Below are 21,706 nucleotides of genomic sequence, written 5' to 3' on the forward strand. Positions count from 1 at the left end.
TTCGCCCGGGCCATGGACCTCACGCGCCTGGTGGTCAGCGAGGTGGTCACCAACGCCCGAAGACATGCTCCGGGCCGCTGCTACGCGTCCGATTCATCCGGTACGGCAGCCGGGGTGTTCTTCTCGGAGGGCCGTCCCTCGGCGCTGCCCGATGCGGAAGCGTCCTCCGGTGTGCGGGGACGTGCCGCTTCGTCCGCCTCCTCCCGGGCCTCCGGGTCGCCGCCCTCCCCGGGAGCCTGCGACGGAGGGGTGGGACGTGCGTGTTCGTGCTTGGTCATCGTTGCTCCAGTTGGTGCGTGAGGGCTGTGCGGAGGACTACCAGCGATACCAGCGCCCCCGGCTTCCGCTCGCGCTCGTTCCGCGCACGAGGAACCCCAGGAGCCAGAGGACGAGTACGACCAGGGCGATCCACCAGAGAATCTGGACCGCGAAACCGGCGCCGAAGAGAATCAGCACCACGAGCAACACCAGCAGGATGGGAACCATGATTGAACCTCCTGACCGCCGAGTGCCCTGAATCGTTCGGGTCAGACGCCCTGACGGCAGCCGATCCCGATGGTCGGGCCCTTCCGGTTCGGACCGTGTGCCGGCGGGGCCGCCCTCGGGTTCCCCATGCTCAGTCCGCCGGGTGGCCCGGGGTGATGCCCTGGGTGTCGTTCAGCGTCAGCAGAGGGGTTCGGTCGTCCGCGGAGTTCTCCGCCGCCTCCGGAGCGAGCAGGAAACCGACATGGTCGCCGCCGTCGACCCGGTTCTCCACCCGGCCGACGAACCAGGCGGGGGCCTCGTCGAGGATCACTGATCCGCCCGGTCCCCGATGCCACGGGACGTCCGTGAACTTGTCGGTGCGGTCGCCGGTCTCGCCGCCGAAATGTTGGGCCAGCCGGTCCTGGTCGTGGCGCAGGAGGTGGACCGCGAGGCGTTCGGCGTGCTCGGCGACCCGGTACGTCCGGTTGGCCCTGGACAGCCAGACCATGAACCGGGCGGGCTCGATCGAGCACTGCGAGGCGAATCCGACCAGACAGCCGGCTCGTTCCCCGGCGGCCTCGGCGGTCACGACGTACATCGGATGGTCCAGCAGGTCGGTGAAGGGGTCGAGATCGGTCACGGTGCCTGGCTCCCGCCTCAGGAGATCGGACGCCGGTGCGCGGCTCCGACGCCCTGATGATCGTAGAAGTGTCCGTTGTGCCGTGTGAGGTCCGGATTGCCGGGCACTCGGCGCAGTGACGCATTGGTCGGGTGTTCCCTGTGAGGTTCACCCGTGAGGCGCCTCCTCGCATGGAACCACCCGACGGGTGCGTCCGGTGACACGCTCGGGGCGCGGGCTGTGAGGTGTACGGGTGTTCAGCACGACGGCGCGGGACGACGGCGGGGGTGCCACGGTACTGGCGCCGTGGCGGGTGTACGCCCCCCAGCACGACACCGAACTGCTGACGCGGGCACTGCATCGGGAGCGCGTCGGCGCCGGAGGCGCCGTCCTTGACCTGGGAACCGGTTCGGGTGCCCTCGCTCTGGCCGCCGCCCGGCGGGGCGCCCACGTCACCGCCGTCGACCGGACCTACCGGGCGGTCCTCGCCACCCGCCTCAACGCCCGGATCGCGCGCCTGTCCGTCGAAGTCCTCCACGGTGACCTGTTCGGCCCGGTCGCGGGCCGCCGGTTCGACCTCGTCGTGAGCAATCCGCCCTACGTCCCGGCACCCGGGGCCGCTCCCGGCCGCCATCGTGCCGCGGTGGCGTGGGACGCGGGTGCCGACGGACGCCTCCTGCTGGACCGGATCTGCCGCAGGGCGCACATGTCGCTGCGTCCCGGAGGCGCGCTGCTGCTCGTGCACTCCACCCTGTGCGGCATCGCACCGACCCTGGCCGCCCTGGAGCGGTCGGGACTCGAGGCCCGGGTGACCGAGCGGCGTCTGGTGCCCTTCGGTCCCGTACTCCGCTCGCGCACCCGGTGGCTGCGGGAGCAGGGGCTCGTCGACGCCGGCGAGGAGAAGGAAGAGCTGGTGGTCATCCGTGCCGAACGGACCCGTTGAGCCCGCGCACCGCGTGACGCTGACGAACGACGGGCCGATCCTCGTCGAAGGACCGGTCGAGGTCGTGCTCGACGACGGCACCACCGTGTGTTCGGACCGCTTCGTCGTCGCCGTCTGCGTCTGCCGCCGCAGCCGCTCCTATCCCTGGTGCGACACCAGCCACCGTGCCCGAGCCAAGAGGCGGACCCCATGACCACCACCGCACCGCCCGCCCGGGACCACGCCACCGGCCCCGCGCTGCCCCGCAGCAGGGGCGACCTCTCCCGTACGGTCCGCCAGGCCCTGACCCGGCCCGCCGGGACACCGCTGCCGCAGCGGGTGACGGCGGCGTACGCCGACCCGTACGGCGATGACCTCCAACTGGCCCTCTACCTCTGCTACGAGCTGCACTACCGCGGCTTCGCCGGTGTCGATCCCGTGTGGGAGTGGGACCCCGGTCTGCTGCGGCTGCGGGCGGAGATGGAGCACCGCTTCCTGTCCGCGCTCCGGGCCGACGTCGGCCCGCCGAGAAGGGCGCAGGACGCGCTCGCGGACCTGCTCGTGGAACCCGCCGACGCCGAAGGACCCTCCCAATTCCTCAAGGAACGAGGGGAGTTGTGGCATTTTCGCGAGTACGCGGCGCAGCGCTCCCTCTATCACCTGAAGGAAGCCGATCCGCACGCCTGGGTCATCCCGCGGCTGACGGGACGCGCGAAGGCCGCGATGGTCGCCGTGGAGTACGACGAGTTCGGCGCCGGACGGGCCGAGCGCATCCACGCCCGGCTGTTCGCCGGCCTGATGACGGACCTCGGTCTCGACACCACGTACGGGCACTACGTCGACGCGGCCGGCGCGGAGATGCTGACGAACGTCAACCTCATGTCCCTGTTCGGACTGCACCGGGCGCTGCGCGGAGCCCTGGTGGGCCACTTCGCGGCCGTGGAGACCACCTCGTCGCCCGGCTCACGACGTCTCGCGCAGGGACTGCGCCGCGTCGGCGCGGGTGCTGCCGCCGTCCACTTCTACGCCGAGCACGTCGAGGCCGACGCGGTCCACGAGCAGATCGTCCGCCGGGACGTCGTAGGCGGCCTCCTCGAAAGCGAACCCTCCCTCGACGAGGACATCGCCTTCGGCGCCGACGCCACCGAATGGACCGAGAACCGGCTCGGGAACCACTTCCTCAACGCCTGGCGGGACGGCCGCAGTTCACTGCGCACGCCGTTGTGACCGGCTCTCGGCGCGTCGGCCGGACAGGCGGGTCCCGCGCGTACGCGGTACGAGCGGAGTGCCTGGGTACCCGGGAACGGTGCCACCCACCCATTGGAGGCAGCCGAGGAGAGGCGTCGCGATGTCTGCGCAGTCCCAGTCCGGGTCCGCCCGGGACGAGCACGGCCGGCCGGAGGGGGCGGAAGTGGCGGACGTGAACGGCTCCGATGCCGCGTCGGCGGACGCCGTGGAGGAGTTCCGGAAGGCGTCGCGGCAGCCCCCGCAGCGGGACGCACGCGGCGGGCGCAGGCGGTCCTGGGTGACGGTCGGCTTCGCTCTGGGGCTGGGGGCGAGTCTGGCGTGGCTCGCCGTCCAGACCGTGCTGCGGGTCAGCTCGATGCTGACCCTGCTCCTGCTGGCCGTGTTCATCGCGATCAGCCTGGAACCACTCGTCGTCTGGTTCACGCGCCGGGGTCTGCGGCGCGGCTGGGCCGTCGCGATCGTACTGACGGGGTTCGTCGTCGTGCTCGCCGGATTCCTGGCGCTGGTCATTCCGCCGGTCGCCAAGGAGATCAGCGCGCTGGTCGACGCGGTGCCCGGCTGGCTGGAGCAGCTCCACAACCACCAGTCCACGATCGGCCGCCTGGAGGACCGCTACCACGTGGTCGAGAAGGCCAAGGAGCAGATCGCCTCGGGATCCGGAGCGTCCGGTCTGGCGGGAGGTGTCCTGGGTGCCGGGCAGGTGGTCCTGAGTACGGTCACGTCCACGGCGATCGTGATCACGGTGACCCTGTACTGCATGGCGGCCCTGCCGACGATCAAACAGTTCGGCTACCGCTTCGTGGCGGCCAGCCGCCGCGAGCGCGTCGAGGGCGTGGCCGAGGAAATCATGAACCGGATAGGCAAGTTCATGCTCGGCAACCTGGTCACCTCGGGGATCGCCGGAGTGGCGACCTTCGGCTGGTGCGCGGCCACCGGCGTCCCGTACGCCGCCGCGCTGGGCATCTTCACCGCCCTGATGGACCTGATCCCGATCGTCGGCTCCACCCTCGCCGGAATCGTCGTCAGCCTCGTCGCGCTCTCCGTGTCCCTGCCCATCGCGATCGCGACCGCGGTCTTCTACGTCGTCTTCCGCCTCGCCGAGGACTACCTCATCGTGCCCCGGGCCATGAAGTTCGCCGTCGACGTCCATCCGCTGGTCACCGTCCTCGCGGTACTGGTCGGCGGCGCGCTCCTCGGCATCATCGGCGCCCTCGTCGCCATCCCGGCGGCCGTCGCCGCGGGCCTGCTCCTCGACGAGTACGTCTTTCCCGAGAAGGAACGGAAGTGACGCCGCGTGGGCGGAGGACGTGCCCGGGGGTGCCGGTCGCTCGGGTGGCGGTGTCCGGCGAGAGAGCGGCTGCGGGCAGCCGTGCGGGGAGACATTTCCGGGTCACCGCAGGGACTGCGCGCAGCCGTGCTGACTCGTTCCATGGCGGCGATTTCTTGGACCATGTGCCCGGCGACCTCGGGGAACGGCGCGGGCGACGTGGCCGGCGTCGACGTGCCGGGCAAGCGGGCCGTGTTCGTCGGCGACCCCGGCTCGGGGCGGGCCCGGAGGCCGCGGGGCCCGGGCTGTCTGCCAGGACCCCGCCGATCTCCTCGGGTACCGGTGTGGTCAGTTCGTGGTGAGCATGCCCGCGCGGAGTTTGGCGAGGGTGCGGGAGAGGAGGCGGGAGACGTGCATCTGGGAGACGCCGAGGTGCTCGCCGATCTGGGCCTGGGTGAGTTCGTCGACGAACCGCATGTGGATGATCTGCCGTTCGCGGTCGTCGAGTTCGGCGATCAGGGGGGCCAATGCGTTGAAGTCCTCGACGAGTTCGAGGGCGTTGTCGTCGAGGCCGATGAAGTCGGCCAGCGCGGCTTCGCCGTCCTCGCTGGAGCTGATGGCCGCGTCGAGGGAGGCGGAGCTGTAGCCGTTGGAGGCGAGACGCGCTTCGTTGACCTCTTCCTCGCTGAGGCACATCAGCTCGGAGAGCTCCTTGACGGTGGGCATGCGGCCGAGCCGGCTGCGGAGCTCTTCGTTGGCCTGGGCGAGCTGGATGCGGGCTTCCTGAAGACGGCGCGGGACGTGGACGGCCCAACTGGTGTCGCGGAAGAAGCGCTTGATCTCGCCGACGATGTAGGGGACGGCGAAGGAGGTGAACTCGACTTCGCGGGTGAGTTCGAACCGGTCGATGGCCTTGATCAGCCCGATCGTGCCGACCTGGACGATGTCCTCCATCTCGTCCTGGCCGCGGCTGCGGAACCGCGAAGCGGCGTACCGGACGAGCGTGACGTTCATTTCGATGAGCGTGTTGCGCGCGTACTGGTACTCGTGCGTGCCCTCTTCGAGCACGGCGAGCTGGTCGAAGAACAGCCTGGTCAGCTGGCGGGCGTCCTTGGGGGCGACCCGCGAGGGGTCCGCGATCTCCGGCAGCACCCCGGTCTGTGCCTCTGCGGTCCGCGCCTCTGCCGTCTTCGTAACCGTCATGTCAGGCCCCTCCCGTGTGATCCAGACTCCGTGCCGCCGGTTCCTTGTCCGCCGACAACAATCGGCCTACCCCGGTTCGGAGGATGCATACCGGGTGACTTCAGAGTGAGTTCGGCGGCTGCCTTCGGACCCGGTCCCCCGGACGCCCGAAGGGGCCGGCCGGAGTAGCTCCGGCCGGCCCCTTCGGGCTGATGCAGACGTCAGACGACTCGCTGGGTCTGGTAGTAACTGGCGACCTGCTCGTGGTAGCCGACGTCACCGACGTGCTTGTCCTTGTCGAACTCGGGGGACTCCCTGATCTGGTCCTTCGTGAGGCCGACGTAGATCTTCCGCTCGGCCGGGTCGAGCGTCTTCACGGTCCCGGCGGGCAGCAGGACGTGCTTGCCGAAGATCCACACACCGGTGTCGACGACGAGATACGCGGAGGCGACGTCGTCCGAGTACTTGTCGACCTTGCCGATGCTGCCGTCGGTGGCCTCGACCGTGTATCCGATCAGGTCGGTGCCCGCGGTGTGGCCGGTGGTCGGCTCGTAGCCCCAGATGTTGTCACTCATGAAGAACGGCTCCCTCATCGAGATTATGTGTTGTTCCCGCAGTCGAATTCGGCGCCCGCCTACCAGCGGTACCAGCGGCCGCGCTTACCACCGCTCGCGGCGGGGCGGATCACGAAGCCCAGGACCCACACGACCAGCACGATGACGGCGATCCACCACAGAGCCTTGAGTGCGAAACCGGCACCGAAGAGAATCAGGGCAAGCAGAAGAACAAGAAGAATAGGAACCATTGTTATCAACCTCCGCTCCCTCGTGTGCCCCGCGGAATGACCTGTATTCCTGCGTGTTCTCTGTGTCTCCTGGACGGCCCGGCGCTGCTGGAAGTGCGTACGGCAACTGCCCGGTTTGAAGGCGGAATCCGCGGTGAGACGGGTGGCGAACCCGATTCGAGACAGGCAGGGGTGAGTGGTGGTGGCTGCGAACGAGAAGGCCAAGGCCAAGGTCGAGCAGACCAAGGGCAAGGTCAAGAAGGCCGTCGGCGGAGCGGTGGGCAACGCGTCCCTCAAGGCCAAGGGCCGTGCCGAGGAGACCAAGGGCAACCTGCGCGCGGCCAAGGAGAAGGCCAAGGACGCCATCAAGCCCAAGTAGGGCACCACTCCTGATCCCGGTCCCGGCAGCCCGTTGGCTGCCGGGACCCGTGCTGTTTCAAGGGCCCGTTTCAGGGCCTGGCGTCACCGGGCGAGGAGGGCGCTCACGGTCTTGCCGCCGGCGGCCCGGCTGGTCACGGTGGTGGCCCGGGCGAGGCGGTTGACCATGGGCCAGCCGAAGCCTCCGGTGCCGCCGTTCAGGTCGGGGGTGCGCATGCGCGGCGTCTCGGGGCTGCGGTCGTGCACGGCCACTTCGATGCCGTCCGGGTGCGCGGTCAGGTCGAGGGTGCAGGTGCCGCCGCCGTGGCGCAGGGCGTTGGTGACGAGTTCCGAGACGACCAGGGCCACGGTGTCGGCGGCCTCGGCCGCGATCGGACGGTCGAGAGCTCCGAGGAAGTCCCGGGCTCTTTCGCGTGCGTCGGCGAGGGACGTCGCGGAGCGGACGGTTGCCACGTTGACGCTCATCGTGTTCATCAGGTCTCCCCGGTCTCTGGATCGTCGTCCGGTTCTGCCTGCCGGATCTTGTGCCCCCGCCTGCGGCCCGTTAACCAGTCGGGGCAGCCACCCGGTGAGAGCGTCGGCTGCGGACGCGCGCACCGGGAGACGCGGCGCCGGCCTCGCCGGCGGGTGGTGCGGTACGGATGCGCGAGCATGCGCGGAACGCAAGCAAAGGTTGCGCCACCGTCCCCTCGCCATCCCGAGATTCGCTCTGCTAGCTTCCCGCCTGGGCCGAATTCGGCGATGAATTCTGCCCCGGTCTCCATCATGCCCATCACGCGGAGAAGGATTTTTCCGCGTCACCACTAGAACGTTCCAGTTCATGGCTGGGCGAACGTCGGAAGAAAGCGAGCCTTGTGAGAACGGCCGCGCTTCAGGACGGCATCGCCTTAGGCAGGGGCAAAGGGGCGGAACCGGGTGCGCGGGTGCCCATCGCTTGCCGCGGGCCACGGTGTCGAAAGACCACCCCATTCGGTCGGCGCGACGACGAAGTGCGCGTCGATCCGGGTGGTCGGTACCGGCTCCGTGCGGACGCTGATCGGCGATTCCTACGGCGACCCCGAAATACCGCCGACGACGTGGTGCGGGGCGCGAGTGCCCGGGCGTCAGAACCGCGGAGTGTTCGACCCCGGCCTCCTTCGCGGCCGCGCCACCGCACCATTGGGCCCGCTGAGCAATACACGCTCATCCCGCGACCCGTCTGCGCGTCGCCAAGTCGCCCGTGCCCGTGCCCGTGCCCGGATCCGCGTCACCGTCATCCGCCTCGGCGACGACAGCCCCGTACCTCGTCCCCCATCGCAGGGTTCCCCTGCGACAGCCCAGCGCTGTCTGCCTCGACACCGACGTCACGTGCAGCAGAAAGGCTCCCTCCTCATGCCCCTGTCCCACAGACGACTGCTCGCAACCGCCCTTGGCCTCGGTCTCCTGGCCGGCGGATGCACCCTGGTTCCCACCGACAGCACCCACACCACCGGCCCTGTCGTCTTAGGGTTCATCAACGGGGGCACCACGTCGTTCCACACCTGCCTGCGGACGGCGGTCACGAAGACCACGTCCAACAACCTGGCGAAACTGCGGACCGCCGACTCGAACGGGAGCAAGTCCGCGGAACTGCGCAACGTGCGGGACATGATCGCGCACAAGGTCGACGCCATCATCCTGCTCAGCGTGGACGCCAGTGCCCTGGACGCCGACATCGCCGCGGCGCGGAAGGCGAAGACACCCATCGCGCTGATCGCGGTGACGCCTTCGGACGACAGCGAGATCCTCGGCGCCGTCGTCAGCGACCTGCCCGGGATAGGCAAGTTGGACGCCCAGTGGGTCGACGACGACGCCGCCGGAAAACCGGTCGAGGCCGGTGTGATCTCCGGCGACGGGAGTACGTCGTCCAACCTGATGGTCGACGGATTCACCAAGAACCTGGCGGACAACGTTCAGGTGGTGGGGGACGAGCGGGGCATGTTCGTCCGGGCGACGGCCAAGGCCGCCGCGGCCAGGATGATCCAGGCTCACCCCGACCTCCAGTACGCGTTCGTGGCCAACGAGGACATGGCTTTCGGCGTGCGGCAGGCGTTCGACGCGGCGGGTGCGCACAGCGTGAAGATCGTGACCGTCAACGGCACGGACCAGGGACTCGCCGCGCTCAAGGACGGGAAGTTCGCGGCGACGGTCTCCAACTCGGTCCAGGACCTGGGAGCACTGGCCGTGACACACACGCTCGCCCTGCTGCGAGGGGATGAGAAGGACAAGGTCGAACACATCGATGCCCGCCTGGTGACGAAGGCCAACGCGGACACAGCGCCCGTGTATTGCGATACGGATGACTGATCGGCCGGGTCAAGGCGTCGAGTAGGCCGTCGGTTTCAGCCCCGGCGCCTCGCCGGATGCCAGGTGGTCGGGATCGGTGGCTCGGAGTTGCCCGGCCAGAGTTCTTGGTACGCCTTCGCCGCGCGCGGGGGAGTGGTGCGGGCGGGGCACCAGGCGGGAGCCGCCCGCCTGGTGCCCCGCCGGGAGCGGGGGAGATGCCGTAGTCGGCCGCTGTCAGCTGTCAGCCTTTGTTGCCGGCGAAGGGCCTGCGGGTGACGGTGGCGCGGATGGTCGTCTGGGCGTGGCGTTCGACGGTGGGGTTGGCGGAGCCGCCGTCGGGCTCGCCCCAGACCAGGTCGACCTGCTGTCCGTAGTGCACGTCGTCGTCGATCATCACGACGGAGATCCAGCCGCGGACGTTGGCGGTGTAGCTGCACAGCGTGGAGATGCCGACCAGGCGGCCGTTGCTCTCGACGCGGTCGAACTGGGAGGCGGCGTAGAAGGCGGCGGGCATCTCGATGTGCTTGAAGCGCCGGTCGCCCTGTTCGTACTGGGAGGCGAAGACCCGGGCCACGTCGTCGCGGTGCCAGGCGAGCCATGCCTTCCGGCGGTGCTTCTCGCCCTTGCGGCGCTCCAGGGCCTCGCGGCCGATGAAGTCGTGGTCGAACTTGAGGATGTGCCCGTAGCCGAGATCCCAAGGGGTGACGTAGTAGTCCTCGACCTGGTCGGAAGCGAAGCTGCCGCCGAGGGAGAGGTTGGCCTCGAAGGTCCTGGCGCCGAGCCATTCGCGGTACGTCTTCATGCTGTCGCCCGAGTACACGGCGGGGACGGTGTTGGCGATCCAGCCGGACTCGGTGGCCACGGAGGCGTAGGCGCGGGCGCCGATCTGGCGGACTCCGAAGGGCTCGCCGGCTTCGAGGACGGCGTCGCGGACGTCGTCGATGTGTTCGTAGGGGCCGAAGAACTCCAGCCCGGGGAAGCCCGACATACGGTGGTTGAGGGCGGTGACCTCGTGCTTGCCGATGGTGAACTTGCCCATGCTGAAGAAGGGGATGTCGGGCATGGGGCCGCCGTTGACCTTCTCGAAGATCGCCGAGGCGTGCGGGCCCTGGAGCTGGAGCCGGAAGAACTCGCGGCCGTCCGGGTTCTGCGCGGTGCGCTCGTCGCGGCGCAGGGTGACGTCGTAGCCGCCGGTCTCGGCGTGGAACTGGACCCAGTTGAGGGCCGGCGGGCGGCCGACGAGGCGGATGTGGTCGTCGGCGAGGCAGAAGAGGATGCAGTCGCCGATCATGTTGCCGTCGTGGTTGACCGCGATGAACTGCTTGGCCTTCATCGGGCCGAAGCCCTGGAAGGTGTTGGCGCCGACATCGGCCAACAGCCGGTAGCAGTCGGGTCCTTGGACGGTGAGGTCGGTCATGTGGTGGGACAGGTCCATCAGCGCCGCCGAGGTGCGCCAACTCTCCTGCTCGTCACGCCAGTTGGTGAACTCGGCCTTGATCGGGAACGGGTAGGCACCGGAACGGCCGCTGCGCAGCAGCCCCAACGGGCCTCCGGCCGCCTGGAGTTGGTCTTCGAGGTGTGCCATCGGTATCTCCATGTCGTCGCGATGCGTAAGGGGGGCGGCGGCAAGGGCGTGGGGCCGGCCGTCGTGGCGGCGGGACGTAGCCGTTTGCGGCGCCTGGCGTCGTGAGTGACGGGCGGGCACGCCGAGAGGAGCGGAAGCCTTCGTCGGCGGCGTAAACCGTACGGTACGGTACACCTCTGATGCGCTCAAGGGACCGGCGCGGAATTTCTGGAGCGGGTGGCCGACGGCGGCGGGTGGGCCGCAGGTCACGTTCCGGATCGTAAGAGCTTCGGACCTGCGCCTTTACGGGTCGCCTCCGTTGGCCCGGTTGGGAAGTTCCCGGCGGCGGTCACGGCTGACGCTCCCGGTGGCGAACGCGTGCACGTGAAGCTGAAGCGCGTACCTCCCGGGAGACGGCGTGCGGCACACCGTCATGACGGGGAGCTCCGCCCCGCGACGGAGACCACGGTCGCCACGGCGGGACGGCGGTCACCACGACGGGACCGCAGTCACCACGAGGGGACGGCGAAGCCGCAACCGTGGAGTGAGCCGCCCCGTCAGACCGACTCGCGGACGACGACCCGTGCGGGCGGGGGCTCCAGACCGTCGGTGTCGAGCCCGAGGGCGAGTCGGGCGCTGAGCCGGCCGTGGGCCTCGCCGTCGACGCTGATCGTGGTCAGGGAGGGGATGACGTGTTCGCCGTAGCCGTTGTCGTCGAAGCCGATCACGGCGGTGTCGTGCGGTACGCGCCGGCCCAGGTCGCGCAGGGCGGTGAGGACGCGCAGGGCGACGTCGTCGTTGAAGCCGGCGATCGCGGTCACCTCGGGGGCGCCGGAGAGGAAGGCGCTGACGGCGTCGGCGGACTTGGACCGGTCCTGCGGGGCGACGAAGGGCACCGGAGTGGGGATGCCGAGGTTCTGCGCGGCGTGTGCGGTGAAGCGCAGGCGGGCCTCGGCGAGCGGTGACTCGGTGTCCGGCAGCGCCAGGGCGATGTGGGTGTGGCCGTGGTCGACGAGGTGGCGGAGCTGGAGGGCGGTGTGCGCGGCGAGACCGTTGCGCCAGCCGCCTCCCAGGTCGTCGAGGGCGTGACCGGTGAGGTACGTCTCGCCGAAGCGGATCACCGCGCGGGGGACGATGGCGTCGAGGACCTGCTGGGTGGACTGAGCGGTGTGGCGGCCGTGCCGGACCAGGAGGACGTGGTCGTGGGCGGCCAACTCGGCGTCGAGTCCGTGGATGTAGCTGCGGGAGTACGCGCCTTCCATGCCGGCGTCGATGTTCAGCACGACGACCCGGGAGGTCCCTTCGCGCAGGGCTCGCGCCACGCCGTGCGGAACGTAGCCGAGCGTCCGGGCCGCTTCCTTCACCCGGTCACGCGTGGCTGCCGAGATCGTCTGGTGGGGGTCGTCGTTGAGAACGAAACTGACGGTGGCGCGAGAAACACCGCTCGCCGCGGCCACATCGTTCAGCGTGACTCTTCTGGACGTCCCCATCACCCCTGCTCCGACCTTGTCGTGCACACCTGAGTCCCAGCGACACGGCGTTCACTCATTGTAAGGAGGCCGACCGGAGCCGAAGCACTGGCGGCCACAGGACGCCGGGTGCGCCGGTTCTGACGGATCGAATTGCCCAGCCTCGTACGGCACTGAACCGTACGGTACGGCGCGGCGGGGATCAGGACCCTGAAGTGGGCTCGTGCCGGGGGTTTTCCGCGTCCCCCCTCCGTACTCTCGCGTCGTCGCGCCGAGCTGTCTTGAAGGGACGGGCGAGGGTGGTGCGCCGACCCGTCTTGAAAGGACGGGCGAGGGTGATGCGCCGTAACGCCATCGGAAGGCCGGCCGTGGGTCCCTCTGCCGGCCATCCTGCGCGCGGGAGAGGGCGATGCCATCGCCGAGACGCGCTTGCTGCCGCCCATGGGCGTGGTCTGTGACATCACCGGTCCGGCCGCCGGTCATGTGGTCGCCCGCCTGCGCGCCGAGCCGCCCGGCGACGTGGTCGCCCATCGCGACGGGACCCGGTTGCGGGACACGTCCGGCGTCTGGCGCCGCAGCGCTCCGGCCGGTCACGACCGCTGCGCCCATGCCGAGGGGCCGCGTCGGACAACCGGCGACGAAATTGAACCGCCCGGGACTAGAACGATTTAGCGATCCGTTGTAACGTGTTCGCTATATCGATTTAGCTTTTCCAGCTCGCAGGGCGGACGGCCCGCAGCGGAGGAGGTCGTTCGACCGATGATCGACATGCCGTGCGCGTTCGCGCAACCACCCCCGAGAGGCCCGGCGGGGCTCCCGCAACCCGACCGATGTCTGGTGATGGGCATCCTGAACGTGACTCCCGACTCGTTCTCCGACGGTGGCCGGTACGCCGAGACCGGACGGGCCGTGGAACGGGGCCTGCGGCTCGCCGAGCAGGGCGCGGACCTGGTCGACGTGGGCGGCGAGTCCACCCGGCCGGGAGCCCAACCCGTCCCGGTGGAGGCGGAGTTGGCGCGCGTGGTGCCCGTCGTGCGGGAACTGGTGCGCGCGGAGGTGGCCGTCAGTGTGGACACCATGCACGCGGCGGTCGCCCGCGCCGCGATCGAGGCCGGCGCGTGTCTGGTGAACGACGTCAGCGGCGGGCTGGCGGATCCCGCCATGGCCGCCGTCGTCGCGGAGGCCGGGGTGCCGTACGTGGCGATGCACTGGCGAGCGCCCAGCCGCGAGATGGACCGACACGCGGTCTACGGCGACGTCGTCGGCGACGTCACCTCCGAACTGCTGCGCCGCGTGGAGGCACTCACGGCGGCCGGAATCGATCCGGGGCGCGTCATCATTGATCCCGGAATCGGGTTCGCCAAGCGCGCGGCCCACGACTGGGAACTCCTCGCCCATCTGCCGGCCCTGCGGGCCACCGGGTTCCCGGTGCTGGTGGGGGCGTCCAGGAAGCGTTTCATCGGTGCCGCGTTGAGCGACCGGGCGGGGATCGACTCGGTGCCCGGCGACCGCGACGCGGCCACCGCGGCGGTGTCCGCGCTGGCCGCCGCGGCCGGCGCGTTCTGTGTGCGCGTGCACGACGTCCGCTCCAGCCTGCACGCGGTGTGCGTGGCCGCCTCCTGGGCGGGCGACCGTCGGATCTCGGCGCCGGAGAGCGTCGTGCGGAGCCGGTGCAGAAAGGCGCCGCACGACTCTCGCCAAGCTCCAAATGCTTCTGCTAGCTTGCGCTAGATCGTTCTAGCGATCCCCTTTTTCCTTCCCGAAGTGAGCCGGTCACGAGGTGACGAGCCGCGTCACTAGATCGATCTAGTTACTTCGGGGAGATGGCTTTGAGAGGAGCCGCAATGGCAATCCCCAGTCTTCAGGACGGCATCGACAGGGCCGGTTCGGCCATCGGTCTGCTGTGGCAGCCGAACGCCGAACCGTGGACCCCCGAGGTGGTCGAGCGGGAGTACGTCGGCTGGCGCCAGGAGCAGGCGGCCTGGCACGAGGGCGTCGCGCTGCTCAACCTCTCGCACCACATGTTCGACCTGTGGATCGAGGGCCCCGACGCCACCCGCGTGCTGGCCGAGTACGGCGCCAACAACTTCGAGAAGTTCGCGGTCGGCCAGGCCAAGCAGTACGTACCGGTCACCCGCGACGGCAAGATCGTCACCGACGGCATCCTCGCCCGGCACGCCGAGGACAAGTACCTCCTCAGCGGTGTCCCCGCCGCCCAGCACTGGGTGCAGTACCACGCCGAGAAGGGCGGCTACGACGTCGGCTTCGAGACCGACGCGTCCTCCGCCTTCCGCCCCGGCGGCGGTGACCCCAAGCTGTTCCGCTACCAGATCCAGGGTCCGCTGGCGCTGGAGCTGATCGGGAAGGTCTTCGGCGGCCCGCTGCCGGAGACCAAGTTCTTCCACTCCACACCGGTCACGCTGGACGGCCGCTCCTTCGAGGCGCTGCGCCACGGCATGGCCGGGCAGGCCGGCTACGAGTTCATCGGTCCGTGGGAGCACGCGGCGTACGTGCACGAGGCGTTCCTCAAGGCCGGCGAACCGCTGGGCCTGGTCCAGGTCGGCGCGCTGGCGTACACGACGCCGAGTGTGGAGAGCGGCTGGATCCCCTCGCCGGTCCCGGGCATCTACGGCGACCCCGAACTCGCGGAATACCGCGCCTGGTTGCCCCTGTTCGGCATCGAGGGGAAGCGTCCCCTCAACGGCAGCTACTTCTCGGAGGACATCGCCGACTACTACGTCTCCCCGTACGAGCTGGGCTACGGCAAGCTGATCCACTTCGGACACGACTTCCACGGCCGCGACGCTCTCCTCAAGGCCAGGGACGAACCCCGCCGCACCAAGGTCACGCTGGTCTTCGACGCCGACGACGTGCGCCGGGTGGTCGGCGGGGGAGAGGATCCCGGCTTCGTCCTCACCTACGCCCGCCACCGGGTGGAGACCTCGGCCGGTCTGGTCGGTACGACCATGCAGACCGCGTCGATCGACCCCGTCGGCACGGTTCTGGCGCAGACGCTGATCGACTCCGCGCACGCCGAGCCCGGCACCGAGGTGACCGTGGTGTGGGGTGAGCACCCCGGCCTTGGTACCGATCCCGAGGCCGACCTCGGGTTCCCGCGGATCCGCGCGACCGTTCAGGTGAGCCCGTTCGATCGGCATGCGCGTACCGAGTACCGGCGCAACGCGTAGCGCTTCGCGGGGCCGGCTTTTCGTCTGCGGGTTCGCTGTGGCTGGTCGCGCAGTTCCCCGCGCCCCTTCGGGGCGCGCCGTGCGCGGCGCGCGGCTGGACGCGGTGTGACGCGTCCAGCCGTCCCTCCCCCCCCACCCTGCCCGTATTCCCCTTCTCCGGGGCGGGAGCCCCCTTTCCATCGACAAGGAGCACGATGAACCCCTTGAGTACGGCCTCGGCGGCGGTGAGTACATCGCTGCTGGAGGACTTCTCCCTGGAGATGACAGGCAAGGACGTTCCGAAGCTGGAGGAGGCCCGGGACTCCATCCCGCAGGGCACCCGCATCAACGTCACCTTCCTCGGCAACGAGAACCTCGCCATGCGCGTGGAGGCGTCCCGGGCGGTGAAGCGCCTCGGCTTCGTGCCCGTGCCGCACATCTCCGCCCGGCGCCTCGGTTCGCGGGGCGAGTTCGAGGAGTTCCTCGCCGTCCTGCGGGCCGACGGCACCGCCGCCAACGTCTTCACCGTCGGCGGCGACCCGACCCACCCCGAGGGCCCCTACGAGGACTCGCTCGCCCTGATCGAGACGGGACTGCTGCGGGAGTACGGCGTCCGGCACGTCAGCATCAGCGGCTATCCCGAGGGCCACCCGGACATCGCCGGGGACGTGCTGTGGTCCGCGCTGCGGGAGAAGAGCGCTTCCATCGCCGGGCAGGAGCTCGGCGGCAGCGTCATCACCCAGTTCGGCTTCGACGTGGACCCCGTCCTGGACTGGCTGGAGAAGGTCCGTGCGGAGGGCATCACGCTTCCCGTCCGGATCGGCGTCCCCGGCCCGGCCGGTGTGCGGCGGCTGATGTCGTACGCCGCACGGTTCGGCGTCGGCACCAGCGCCTCGATCGCCAAGAAGTACGGCCTGTCCATCACCAACCTGATGGGCACCGCCGGCCCCGACAAATTCCTGCGCGCACTCGCCGACGGCTACGACCCGGCCCGCCACGGAGACATAAAGATCCACTTCTACACCTTCGGCGGGCTGCGGGCCACGTCCGAGTGGATCGCACAGTTCAGGAAGGACAACCTCGTATGACCGTCACGCAGGCCGCCCCCGACGGCACCGACCGGAAGACCGGGGGAGCGGGGCACCAGGCGTCGCTGATCGTCCAGGGTGCCGACGCCACCGGCATCGTCGCGGCCGTGACCTCGGTACTCGGCCGGCACGGCGCCAACATCGTCTCCCTCGACCAGTACTCCGACAACCCGCAGGGCGGTGCCTTCTTCCAGCGCACCGTCTTCGGACTCGACGGTCTGCGGGCCCAACTGCCCGCTCTCCGCGCCGACTTCGACAAGGAGCTGGTGAAGCCGTACGGCCTCTCCTACACCCTGCGCGACCTGGCCGTGCCGAAGCGGGTGGCGATCTTCGCCTCCAAGTCCGACCACTGTCTGCTCGACCTGCTCTGGCGTCACCGGCAGGGCCAACTCCCCGTCAGTATCGCCATGGTGATCTCCAATCACCCGGACACGGCTGAGGAAGTGCGGTCGTTCGGCATCCCGTTCTTCCATGTGCCGTCGATGGGGGCGGACAAGTCGGCCGCCGAGGCGGAGCACCTGCGGCTGCTCAAGGACAACGTCGACTTCGTCGTCCTCGCCCGCTACATGCAGATCCTCTCCGGCGACTTCATCGAGCGGGTCGGCGTGCCGATCATCAACATCCACCACTCCTTCCTGCCCGCGTTCATCGGCGCCGGGCCGTACGCGAAGGCCAAGGAGCGCGGTGTGAAGCTGGTGGGCGCGACCGCCCACTACGTCACCGAGGACCTCGACGAGGGCCCGATCATCGAGCAGGACGTGGTGCGCGTCAGCCACGCCCACACCGCCGGCGACCTCACCCGGCGCGGCGCCGACGTGGAACGCGCCGTCCTCTCCCGCGCGGTGCTGTGGCACGCCGAGGACCGCGTCATCCGCAACGGCAAGCACACCATCGTCTTCGCCTGAACCACGTATCGGCCCAACATCCGTCCAGCAAACGGTAGTTGTGCCGCGACCTCGACAGGCAGTCCTCCTCACCGGGTGAAGCGTTCACCAGCAGAAAGCGGTTCGCCATCATGACAACCACCATCGACGGGGCCCGGATCGCCCGTGACATCCGGGCCCGGGTCGCCGAACGGGTCGCCGAGGCGGCGGCCCGCGGACGGGTGCCCGGTCTGGCGACCATCCTGGTCGGCGACGACCCGGCCAGCGCCGTCTACGTCGCGGCCAAACGGCGCGCCATCCGCGAGGCCGGTATGCGCGACTTCCACCGCCGTCTCTCCCGGCACGCCCGCCAGGACGAAGTCGCCGCGGTCATCGACGAGTTGGCGGCCGACCCGGACGTCTCCGGCATCCTCCTCCAACTGCCCCTGCCCGCAGGGCTCGACGCCGCGACCCTGATCGACCGGATCCCCGCCGCCAAGGACGTCGACGGTCTGACCACGGCCAGCGCCGGCCGACTGGCGCGCGGGGAACGGGGGTTGCGCCCCTGCACCCCGAGCGGGGTCGTCGAACTCCTCGACGCGGAGGGCATCGAGATCAAGGGCGCGTGCGTCGCCGTCGTCGGCTGGGGCGAACTCGTCGGCCGCCCCCTGGCCCAGTTGCTGCTGCGGCGCGGCGCCACCGTCACGGTCGCCCACGAGTTCACCGCCGACCTCGCCGCCGTCACCCGCCCCGCCGACATCGTCGTCGTCGCCACGGGCGTACGGGGGCTCGTCGGCCCCGAACACGTCAAGCCCGGCGCCACCGTCATCGACGTCGGCATCCACCGCACGCCCGACGGCCTGACCGGTGACGTCCGCGCCGCCGAACTCGACGGCATCGCGAGCCGCATCACGCCCGTACCGGGCGGGGTCGGGCCGATGACCATCGCCATGCTGATGGTCAACACCCTCCGTGCGGCCGAGTGGAACGCGGTGCCCAAGACCGTTCCCGCATAAGAGAGTTGGGCACCTCCTGCCCGGCGCCGTGCCCGGTGACGAGGGCCCGCACGGTCCGTCTCCGCGCTCGGGAAAGGTGCCGGACATGAGGGAACTCCCCCCGCTGGCCCGGCTCGGCGGCCGGGTGGCGACCGGGCTCGCCGACGTCACGCACGACCCCGCCGCGCTCGAGTCCGCGGGCTTCTGGACCGTCGTCGCCGACTTCGAAGGACGCCTGACCTGCGCCCGCTTCCGGGATGTACGGCCCGCCGCGCAGCGCCCCGCCCGAGCCGTCCGTTGGAACGGTCCAGCGCCCGGACTGTGGACCACCTCGCTGGATCGCGACGCCTACAAGGAGGGTGTACGGCGGATCCGCGAGCACATCGCGCGCGGTGAGGTGTACCAGGCCAATCTCTGCCGCGTGCTGTCGGCGCCGATCGCGGCCGACGCCGACATCGAGGCGCTGGCCGACCGGCTGGCCGCGCGTCACCGGGCGCCCTACGCGGGTCTGATCAGGCTGCCGGGCCCGGGAGTCGAGGTGGCCACGGCCTCCCCCGAGCTCTTCCTGCGCCGCGAGGGACGGCTGATCGAATCGGGCCCCATCAAGGGCACCGGGCGTACCGAGGCGGATCTCCTGGAGAAGGACCACGCCGAGAACGTGATGATCGTCGACCTCGTACGCAACGACCTGGGGCGCGTGTGCGCCACCGGCAGCGTCACCGTGCCGGAACTGTGCGCGGTGGAACGCCATCCCGGACTCGTCCACCTGGTCTCCAAGGTGAGGGGCGAGCTGCGGGACGGGGCGGGATGGCCCGAGCTGCTGGCCGCGACCTTCCCGCCGGGATCCGTCACGGGCGCTCCGAAGGAGAGTGCCCTCGGCATCATCACGGCCCTGGAGACCGCGCCGCGCGGACCGTACTGCGGCGGCATCGGCTGGGTCGACGCCGACCGCGGCACCGGCGAACTGGCCGTAGGCATCCGCACGTTCTGGATCGACCGGGCCCGCCAGCGTCTCAACTTCGGTGCCGGAGCGGGCATCACCTGGGGCTCGGACCCCGAACGGGAGTGGCAGGAGACCGAGTTGAAGGCGGAGCGGCTGCTGACCATCGCGTCCAACGGTTCGCCCTACGACACGAAGCCGCACCGACGGCTCGCCGCCCGCCCCGGCGTCTGAGGCCCCGGTGGCTGTGGTGCCCGAGGCCCGTCCGCTTCGGCGTCCGAGCCGTCGGCGCTTGTGGTGCCTGGGGCCCCGCCCGCCCCGGCGTCTTGGTACCCGGCCGCGGTGGTGCCTGAGTCCTGCCCGTCTCGGCGCCTGAGCGGTCGGCCGCTGTGATGCCCGACGCTCTGGCCGCCCCGGTGCCCGAGCCGTTCCGGTGCCCGAGACCTCGCCCGTCACATGAGGCCCCGCGGCGCAGCTCCGCCCTCAGCCCCAGACCAGACGCGCCGTCTCCGCGACGAGTTCCAGCTTGCGGCGCTGGTCGTCGACGGTCAGCAGATTGCCCTGGCTCGTCGAGGCGAACCCGCACTGCGGACTCAGGGCGAGCTGCTCCAGCGGCAGATACTGCGAGGCCTCGTCGATGCGCCGCCGCAGTGTGTCCACCGACTCCAGCTCCGCCACCTTCGACGACACCAGCCCGAGGACGACGGTCTTGGCGGGCGGCACGAACCGCAGCGGCTCGAAGCCGCCGGAGCGCTCCGTGTCGTACTCCAGCAGGAAGCGGTCGACCTCGACCTCGCCGAACACCCGCTCCGCGATGGGCTCGTAGCCGCCCTGGGCGGACCAGGCGCTGCGCATGTTGCCCCGGCAGAAGTGCATGGCCACGGTCATGCCGGGGCGCCTCGAACGGGCGGAACGGATCAGGCCGTTGTCCGTGTCGATGATGTGGGAGAGATGCCCCTCCAGGTCCGTCACCCGGCGCATCCGGGCGGCCTCGGGATCGATGTTGGCCCAGTAGGCCAGCGAGTCGAGCTGGAGCCAGGAGACCCCGGTGCCGATCAGGTCGGCGATGTCCCGCCGGTAGATGTCGGCCAGCGCCGCCACCGCGTCCTGCCGGGTCGGATAGACGCCGTCCGAGATGCCAGGCCGCCAGAAGCCCGCCACCATCGTCGGACTGGCCATGGTGATCTTGTACGGCCCTGGTGTGTTCCCGGACAGCCAGCGGGCCTCGGCGAGGGACAGCGGCGTCCGCCGGTACAGGGGCTCCGTGATGGCCACCGACGCGACGTCGCCCTCGAGTCGGGCGCCGTCGCTGTCGCGGATCCAGCGCGGCCGGGACGAGGACTCCTCGGCCGGTGCCAGCCCGCCGACCGTCTCCACCACCGAGGCCATGAAGTCGTCCCGGCGCACCTCGCCGTCGGTGAAGACCTGTATCCCCGCGTCCTGTTGGAGCTTCACCGCGGCCGCCGCGGCCTGGTCCTCCAGCTCGGTGAGTTCCTTGTCGGAGAGCGCGCCGCGCCGGTGTGCGGCCCGTGCCGCCAGCAGCTCCTCGGGCCGCAGCAGGCTTCCCACATGTTCGGCACGGATCGTCGTCGTCGGCATCGGCCGTCCCTTCACGCCTGGCACTCGGGCGACTGTACGGTACGGTCCGGTACGCTTCGAGGGCAAGACATGTACCGGCCACGGCGGTGTCCGCGGGGAAGGTCAGACCGGGTCGACGGAGACGCCGTGCAGGAAGACCCGTACCGCCTCCTTGATCGACGCGTGGACCTCGGCGTCGGTCAGCTTGACCGGGGCGTCCGTCAGCAGCCGCATCTGGGCGTGGCCGAGCATGGCCTGGTAGAGCTGTTCCGCCGCTCGCACCGGGTCCTCGACCTTGATCAGGCCGTCGTCGTGGGCCTGCTGGAGGCAGCGCCCGAGCACCGCGTGGCCCGCGTTCGGCCCGTGCTCCGCGAAGACCTCGCCGAGCCCGGGGATGCGCACGGCTTCGGAGGTGACCAGGCGGTGCAGGGCGATGGCCTCGGGTGTGAGGACGACACCGGCGAAGTGCTCACCGAGCGCGACCAGGCTTTCGGTGAGGTTCGCGCTGCCCGGCGTGAACGTGTGCAGCGGCTGGGACCACTCGTCGCACAGCGCCTCCACGGACGCGCGGAACAGGGCGCTCTTGTCGGTGAAGTAGCGGTAGAGGGTCGCCTTGGAGCCGCCCACCGCCGTCAGGACGTCCTCCATGGAGACACCGGCGTAGCCGCGCGCGATGAACAACTCACCCGCAGCCCGCGTGATGAGTTGTCGCCGGTCCGTCGCTGTCATCCTCACAGCGGTCATCGTAGGTGCCCACCCACCGCGGACCTCCCGTCGGCCGGCCTCGGCCGAAGCCCGCGGCTCGGGTCTCGCGGTCGAGAACGCGTTCTGTTACCTTCACTAGATCGATATAGTGAAGGCAGGCGTGTCGAC

Annotated in this window: 23 protein-coding genes; 12 read left to right on the plus strand and 11 right to left on the minus strand. The window is 70.1% G+C overall.

Going from position 1 to position 21,706, the window contains the following annotated elements; genetic code table 11:
- Positions 1-80: 80 nt before the first annotated feature.
- From R2B38_RS35295 to R2B38_RS35305, 3 genes are all read right to left on the minus strand, one after another.
- Positions 81-278 (minus strand): hypothetical protein, encoded by a 198-nt coding sequence (locus R2B38_RS35295; RefSeq protein WP_318019865.1) that lies wholly within the window; start codon positions 276-278, stop codon positions 81-83.
- Positions 279-315: 37 nt separating this feature from the next.
- Positions 316-486, minus strand: coding sequence for a hypothetical protein (locus R2B38_RS35300; RefSeq protein WP_033279280.1), 171 nt, complete (start codon positions 484-486; stop codon positions 316-318).
- 130 nt (positions 487-616) lie between these two features.
- Positions 617-1,105, minus strand: coding sequence for a flavin reductase family protein (locus R2B38_RS35305; protein WP_318019866.1), 489 nt, complete (start codon positions 1,103-1,105; stop codon positions 617-619).
- Positions 1,106-1,337: 232 nt separating this feature from the next.
- On the opposite strand from R2B38_RS35305, the gene R2B38_RS35310 reads away from it, so the two are divergent.
- The 4 genes from R2B38_RS35310 (at position 1,338) to R2B38_RS35325 (ending at position 4,542) form a co-directional block, all read left to right on the plus strand.
- Positions 1,338-2,027: a HemK2/MTQ2 family protein methyltransferase gene (locus R2B38_RS35310; protein ID WP_318019867.1), complete on the plus strand. Its 690-nt coding sequence runs from the start codon at positions 1,338-1,340 to the stop codon at positions 2,025-2,027.
- Positions 2,008-2,220 (plus strand): CDGSH iron-sulfur domain-containing protein, encoded by a 213-nt coding sequence (locus R2B38_RS35315; RefSeq protein ID WP_318019868.1) that lies wholly within the window; start codon positions 2,008-2,010, stop codon positions 2,218-2,220. The genes R2B38_RS35310 and R2B38_RS35315 overlap by 20 nt, the downstream gene beginning before the upstream one ends.
- Positions 2,217-3,233, plus strand: a complete 1,017-nt coding sequence (locus R2B38_RS35320; protein WP_318019869.1) for an iron-containing redox enzyme family protein — start codon at positions 2,217-2,219, stop codon at positions 3,231-3,233. Before R2B38_RS35315 ends, R2B38_RS35320 begins: the two co-directional genes overlap by 4 nt.
- 121 nt (positions 3,234-3,354) lie before the next feature.
- Positions 3,355-4,542, plus strand: a complete 1,188-nt coding sequence (locus R2B38_RS35325; protein WP_318019870.1) for an AI-2E family transporter — start codon at positions 3,355-3,357, stop codon at positions 4,540-4,542.
- A 327-nt stretch (positions 4,543-4,869) separates the two neighbouring features.
- Here R2B38_RS35325 and R2B38_RS35330 read toward each other — a convergent pair whose 3' ends face one another.
- From R2B38_RS35330 to R2B38_RS35340, 3 genes are all read right to left on the minus strand, one after another.
- Positions 4,870-5,724 (minus strand): RNA polymerase sigma factor SigF, encoded by an 855-nt coding sequence (locus R2B38_RS35330; RefSeq protein WP_318019871.1) that lies wholly within the window; start codon positions 5,722-5,724, stop codon positions 4,870-4,872.
- A gap of 200 nt (positions 5,725-5,924) precedes the next feature.
- Complete coding sequence (locus R2B38_RS35335) at positions 5,925-6,278, minus strand: PRC-barrel domain-containing protein (RefSeq protein ID WP_318019872.1); 354 nt, start codon at positions 6,276-6,278, stop codon at positions 5,925-5,927.
- Positions 6,279-6,337: 59 nt separating this feature from the next.
- A complete protein-coding gene (locus tag R2B38_RS35340) occupies positions 6,338-6,508 on the minus strand; it encodes a hypothetical protein (protein ID WP_033279275.1) in 171 nt (56 codons plus the stop codon).
- 181 nt (positions 6,509-6,689) lie between these two features.
- Here R2B38_RS35340 and R2B38_RS35345 point away from each other — a divergent pair, with 181 nt between their 5' ends.
- Complete coding sequence (locus R2B38_RS35345) at positions 6,690-6,866, plus strand: CsbD family protein (RefSeq protein ID WP_318019873.1); 177 nt, start codon at positions 6,690-6,692, stop codon at positions 6,864-6,866.
- An 83-nt stretch (positions 6,867-6,949) separates the two neighbouring features.
- On the opposite strand, the gene R2B38_RS35350 is transcribed toward R2B38_RS35345, so the two are convergent.
- Entirely contained in the window at positions 6,950-7,339 is a 390-nt protein-coding gene (locus R2B38_RS35350; RefSeq protein ID WP_318019874.1) for an ATP-binding protein, read from the minus strand.
- A gap of 897 nt (positions 7,340-8,236) precedes the next feature.
- Between R2B38_RS35350 and R2B38_RS35355 the strand changes: the two genes are divergently transcribed.
- On the plus strand, positions 8,237-9,190 hold the full coding sequence (locus tag R2B38_RS35355) for a sugar ABC transporter substrate-binding protein (RefSeq protein ID WP_318019875.1): 954 nt from the start codon (positions 8,237-8,239) through the stop codon (positions 9,188-9,190).
- 220 nt (positions 9,191-9,410) lie between these two features.
- Here R2B38_RS35355 and R2B38_RS35360 read toward each other — a convergent pair whose 3' ends face one another.
- Positions 9,411-10,754, minus strand: a complete 1,344-nt coding sequence (locus tag R2B38_RS35360; RefSeq protein WP_318019876.1) for an aminomethyl transferase family protein — start codon at positions 10,752-10,754, stop codon at positions 9,411-9,413.
- Positions 10,755-11,290: 536 nt separating this feature from the next.
- Entirely contained in the window at positions 11,291-12,223 is a 933-nt protein-coding gene (locus R2B38_RS35365) for a LacI family DNA-binding transcriptional regulator (protein ID WP_033279272.1), read from the minus strand.
- Between the two features lie 819 nt (positions 12,224-13,042).
- Between R2B38_RS35365 and folP the strand changes: the two genes are divergently transcribed.
- The 6 genes from folP (at position 13,043) to R2B38_RS35395 (ending at position 19,489) form a co-directional block, all read left to right on the plus strand.
- The gene (gene folP, locus R2B38_RS35370) at positions 13,043-13,933 is read left to right on the plus strand and encodes a dihydropteroate synthase (protein ID WP_318019877.1); all 891 of its coding nucleotides are present in this window, start codon (positions 13,043-13,045) and stop codon (positions 13,931-13,933) included.
- Between the two features lie 113 nt (positions 13,934-14,046).
- Complete coding sequence (locus tag R2B38_RS35375; RefSeq protein ID WP_318019878.1) at positions 14,047-15,390, plus strand: aminomethyl transferase family protein; 1,344 nt, start codon at positions 14,047-14,049, stop codon at positions 15,388-15,390.
- A 194-nt stretch (positions 15,391-15,584) separates the two neighbouring features.
- On the plus strand, positions 15,585-16,457 hold the full coding sequence (locus R2B38_RS35380) for a methylenetetrahydrofolate reductase (protein WP_318019879.1): 873 nt from the start codon (positions 15,585-15,587) through the stop codon (positions 16,455-16,457).
- Complete coding sequence (gene purU, locus R2B38_RS35385; protein WP_318019880.1) at positions 16,454-17,362, plus strand: formyltetrahydrofolate deformylase; 909 nt, start codon at positions 16,454-16,456, stop codon at positions 17,360-17,362. Before R2B38_RS35380 ends, purU begins: the two co-directional genes overlap by 4 nt.
- A 110-nt stretch (positions 17,363-17,472) precedes the next feature.
- Positions 17,473-18,336 (plus strand): bifunctional 5,10-methylenetetrahydrofolate dehydrogenase/5,10-methenyltetrahydrofolate cyclohydrolase, encoded by an 864-nt coding sequence (locus R2B38_RS35390; protein WP_318019881.1) that lies wholly within the window; start codon positions 17,473-17,475, stop codon positions 18,334-18,336.
- A gap of 85 nt (positions 18,337-18,421) precedes the next feature.
- Positions 18,422-19,489: a chorismate-binding protein gene (locus R2B38_RS35395; protein WP_318019882.1), complete on the plus strand. Its 1,068-nt coding sequence runs from the start codon at positions 18,422-18,424 to the stop codon at positions 19,487-19,489.
- A gap of 249 nt (positions 19,490-19,738) precedes the next feature.
- On the opposite strand, the gene R2B38_RS35400 is transcribed toward R2B38_RS35395, so the two are convergent.
- Positions 19,739-20,854 (minus strand): cobalamin-independent methionine synthase II family protein, encoded by a 1,116-nt coding sequence (locus R2B38_RS35400; protein ID WP_318019883.1) that lies wholly within the window; start codon positions 20,852-20,854, stop codon positions 19,739-19,741.
- 102 nt (positions 20,855-20,956) lie between these two features.
- A complete protein-coding gene (locus tag R2B38_RS35405; RefSeq protein WP_318021875.1) occupies positions 20,957-21,562 on the minus strand; it encodes a TetR/AcrR family transcriptional regulator in 606 nt (201 codons plus the stop codon).
- Between the last annotated feature and the right edge of the window lie 144 nt (positions 21,563-21,706).

The organism is Streptomyces sp. N50 (assembly GCF_033335955.1).
GTDB lineage: Bacteria > Actinomycetota > Actinomycetes > Streptomycetales > Streptomycetaceae > Streptomyces.